At 61.6% G+C, this 4,058-nt stretch carries 4 protein-coding genes; 3 read left to right on the top strand and 1 reads right to left on the bottom strand.

What is annotated here, in order from left to right; translation table 11 throughout:
- The first annotated feature begins 806 nt into the window (after positions 1-806).
- A complete protein-coding gene (locus KBX08_RS32380) occupies positions 807-2,162 on the top strand; it encodes a Tat pathway signal protein (protein WP_307850712.1) in 1,356 nt (451 codons plus the stop codon).
- A gap of 30 nt (positions 2,163-2,192) precedes the next feature.
- Entirely contained in the window at positions 2,193-2,687 is a 495-nt protein-coding gene (locus KBX08_RS32375; protein WP_210787557.1) for an SAM-dependent methyltransferase, read from the top strand.
- A gap of 199 nt (positions 2,688-2,886) precedes the next feature.
- On the opposite strand, the gene KBX08_RS32370 is transcribed toward KBX08_RS32375, so the two are convergent.
- Entirely contained in the window at positions 2,887-3,348 is a 462-nt protein-coding gene (locus KBX08_RS32370; RefSeq protein ID WP_210787556.1) for a hypothetical protein, read from the bottom strand.
- An 88-nt stretch (positions 3,349-3,436) separates the two neighbouring features.
- Here KBX08_RS32370 and KBX08_RS32365 point away from each other — a divergent pair, with 88 nt between their 5' ends.
- Entirely contained in the window at positions 3,437-3,709 is a 273-nt protein-coding gene (locus tag KBX08_RS32365; protein WP_210787555.1) for a hypothetical protein, read from the top strand.
- The last annotated feature ends 349 nt before the right edge of the window (positions 3,710-4,058 follow it).

Genomic DNA, 4,058 nt, shown 5'->3' with positions numbered 1-4,058 from the left:
CAACGGGAGAGAGCGAGGAGCCGGCGGCGCGGCACCAAACGCTTGTTGCTTCCGCTCTCGCTTGCGCGCCGCGCGGCACGAGGGACACGCACACGGGCGGCCACCAGGGAAGCGGAGTGACCGGTGCGGGCGATGCCTTGGTCGGATCAGGTCCGCGTCGTCGTCATCCATGTGCGCCGTCACTGCTTCCGCAGGGTGGGGTGTTCACGACGCCCCCAACGACGGCCCGAGACGATGCTCCGAAGAATGCAGGGCCGCCGATCCGACGCGCGTTGATCAGCTCAGGGCGTGTCGCTCCCGGGTTGCGCCTGGGTAGACGCAGTGAGCGGCGGAATACTCGAACGGCGTCTTCGCGTTGCGGGCATGACCCCGACTTTCCGCAGCCGGCGCAACAACCGTTGGCGCTCAAAACCGTGTGCCGATCCAACACCAGTTGCGCCCTGTCAATCTGCCCGCCGCCGGAGTAAGTAGTCACGCGATTTCACCTCCCGAGGGGGCAGGGCGACGCCGCATGAGTAACAACCTCTCGTCCACGCGACGCACCCTGCCCGTCACCCACCACTACGGCGCACACCGCTCGCAGCAATGGGGATTCCGTCCAGATTTCAGCCACACAAGACCGACGCGACGCAGGGCTAATCAATTTGCCGATTCGTCGTCGTCTTGCGTACCTACAGCGAATCGCAAACCACCGCCTTTAGGTACTCTGTGACGCACGTCGAAGCGGTGAACGTGGTGAAAGATCGACTTCTATGCGGGGGTGCACAGTGCCGCAAGCGGGACCCGGCAACACCAAGCTCGCAGCCGTGATCGCGGAAGCTGGGATGTCCCATGCCGAGGTGGCACGAGCACTGGTCCGCGTCGCTCAGGAGAGCAACGCGGACGAGTTGACCGGGGTCGGCCGTTCCCACGTCTCGCACTGGATCGCCGGCTCGAAGCCCTCTGGACGAGCACCCGTGCTGCTATGCGAAGCGTTGTCACGCAAGCTCGGACGCGCGCTGACCTTGGAGGACATCGGTCTGCCAGCTGCACTGCTGTCCTCAGCGGACATGCTCGGGTGGCGAGTCGATACGCTGGCTGCGCTGACCGAACTCGGGAGAGTCGACGTGGACGCTGAGCGCAGGCGCGTTCTGGGCACCGCCGCCTACTCGCTTGCTGCGCTTGCCCTGCCAGCCGATCCCTGGTGGACGCGCATGGCCGAGCTAGGCCGAGCGCGGGGCACGCCCGCCGGCAGGACCGTAGGCAGGGGCGACGTTGACGCGGTACATGACATGGTGTCGCTGTTCTCGCACGTGGACCAGCGCCGGGGCGGCGGGCACGCCCGATCAGCAGTGGTCCAATATCTCAGCTCCGACGTGGCGGCTTACCTACGCGGGCGCTACGCAGACGAAAAGCTGCGACGCTACATGTTCACCGCGGCCAGCGAGCTTTCTTACCTTGCGGGATGGATGGCGTTTGACAATGGCGAACACAACGTCGCGCAGCACTATTTCAACATCGCAGTGAAGTTAGCTGCCGAAGCCGACAACCCGGCGATGGCGGGCCACGTCCTCCGGGCGATGGCACACCAGGCGATCGACCTTGGGCACCACAAACACGCTCTCGATCTCGCCGATGCCTCGGTGCGCGGCGACCGCTACGAGACGGCAGCTCCACGGGAACGCGCTCTCATCGGAGTGGTCCATGCTCGCGCTCTAGCAGTAAATGGCGAGACCCAACATTCGGCCCGCGCGCTGCTCCGAGCAGAGAACGACCTTGCCGCCGCCACCCGAGGAGACGACGAGCCCGGACGAGTCTTCTTCTTCGCTGAGGCCAGCCTCGCGCACGAGACGGCATGCGCGTTACGTGACACCGGCGACCTAGCGGGGGCAACAAGTCATTTCCGCCGCAGTGTCAGGACACGCAAAGCGGCAGCCTTCACCCGAACCCACGCAGTCACGCTGGGTTACCTCGGGGCAGTGCAGGCCCGGCAGGGTGAGATTGAGGAAGCCTGCGCAACGTGGTCCCGCGCCCTCGACGCGATGGAAGGCGTTCGCTCGGGCCGTACGCGTCAGGTAGCCGCCGAGATGCGCTCCATCCTCTCCCCCTATCAGAACCGCAGGATCCGAGGGGTCCAGGAGATCGATGCACGCGCCAAAAGCTACCTCTCTACTTCTGCCTAGAAGAAGTCACCTATAGACCGGGAGGCCCGAATGGCAGCCGAAGAATTCACCGTGGAGTCCATTGCTCGCGTCGTAGGGGGAAGAACCGAGCCAACAGACGACTACTGGGGCGGAACCAGAGCTGTCATTCGAGTCGATGAAGAACGCTTCACGCCAGAAGCCACCAAAGGACTTGAGGAGTTCTCTCATCTTGAGGTCGTGTTTCGCTTCCATCTCACGGATCCCACTGACCTGAACCTCGGTGCACGTCGCCCCAGAGACAACCCGGAGTGGCCGGAAGTCGGCATCTTTGGCCATCGCAACATGCGTCGGATCAATTGGCTTGGCGTAAGTCGGTGCCGCTTGATCAAGGTTGACGGGCTTGACCTTCACGTCGAGGACCTGGATGCGGTGGACGGCACGCCAGTCCTGGACATCAAGCCGTGGTTCTCAGAGTTCGGACCCCGCGGCTCGGTACAGCAAGCTAGCTGGAGCACCGAAATGCTACGAGGCTATTTCGCCGCACAGGACGATCAATCAGCCTGATGGGCGACGCGTGACCGCAGCGCCCCTGTCGCACCCATCGCCTTTTGTGATCGCCATGACTGAGAATCTCTGGGACACGGCCGACTTTCCGCTGCTGAGGGCCGCCGTCGAGATTTGCAACGAGGGCCGAGGCAGGCCGGTGGTCGGAGCCATCATCAGGCGCACACGCCCCCTGATTCAGCGGTCGGCCTAAATTGGCCTAGCGCTGGATGCGACGAATCCGGATAGCCACGAATGAGGCAAGTCCGTCAATAAGGGCCGAAGCTGCAACGCGTATGGAAGCACCGAAGAATCCGAACGGCGTGTTCTCATCCAGGACTATCTTTCGCGAGGACGAGACGACTCCCAACTCCCGGCGCACGGCGTCAATAAAAGCCGAATGAAGTTTGGCGGCAATTTCAGTTTCTTCGTTTCGCATGGGCTGCTGTTCAACTTTGGGAACGATCCGGCTCGCGTGATTTCGCAAAGTGTGCAGTTCTACGCCGGCACCCACCCCTTTACCGGATAGGCAGCCAAAGAACCGGCTACAACTATCCACGGTGAGAAAGTCCTCTACCCCGGCCAATCTGCACTCTTCCAGGTCATCGCGAGAAAGCAGGTGGATGACTGGGTTCAGATAATCAGAAAAAGAGAAGAAGAAAGAGAAGTCTGCGAGGCCCACCTTTCTTTCTTTCTTTCTTTCTTTCTTTCTTTCCGGCGGATTTCGATGAACCTGAGTGTGGAGTGAAATCCGCACTACGGGGACGCCGTTGAGCCGCGTCGCGCCGGAGGGCGTTTATGCCATTTTCAAGCCGAACAGCTATTTCGACGTGCACTTGGAATTCTTGCGGAACTATCCGGATTCACCCGAGGAGATCGCAGCCAGGCTGAGAGGCGACAGAGAGGAGCTAGCTGCTCTTTATATGAAAAGGCAGCGGATGAAGTGGTTTCGCGAAAAAATTGTTAATCGCAAGCCGAGCGACGAGAGTGTTGAGGATGACGCCGATGCTGCGGCGAGTGATCAATTAATAGCAGGAACTTGAACGCATGAACACGCCGCTCAGCATTGAGTTGGACCGCGCTCATCTGCCGCAGGCAGATGAGCGCGGTAGCGCTGATCCGTCCAGCGCTGTCAGTGACCGTCGATCATGAGCGCGCGTCCGGAGTGCAAGGACGTTCGGACGTGCGAAAGTAGTCTCCTGGTCGCCGTACCCGACCCGCGCCGATATCGGGATCGCCATTCACAGGCGGCCACACGTACCTGTACCGTGTGGCAGAATCTGTTTCATGGCGTCCCCGATTATGATCGATGCTGCGGGCAATGAGTTGCTGGAGTTCAGGACGGGAGCCGAGGGCAGTTCGGAACTCCTCGAGGCTGACATCCCGTTGACG

Source organism: Micromonospora sp. H61 (assembly GCF_018070325.1).
Classification (GTDB): domain Bacteria; phylum Actinomycetota; class Actinomycetes; order Mycobacteriales; family Micromonosporaceae; genus Micromonospora; species Micromonospora salmantinae.
Note: the sequence above shows the minus strand (reverse complement) of the source record. Positions and strands in the feature narration are given on the sequence as shown.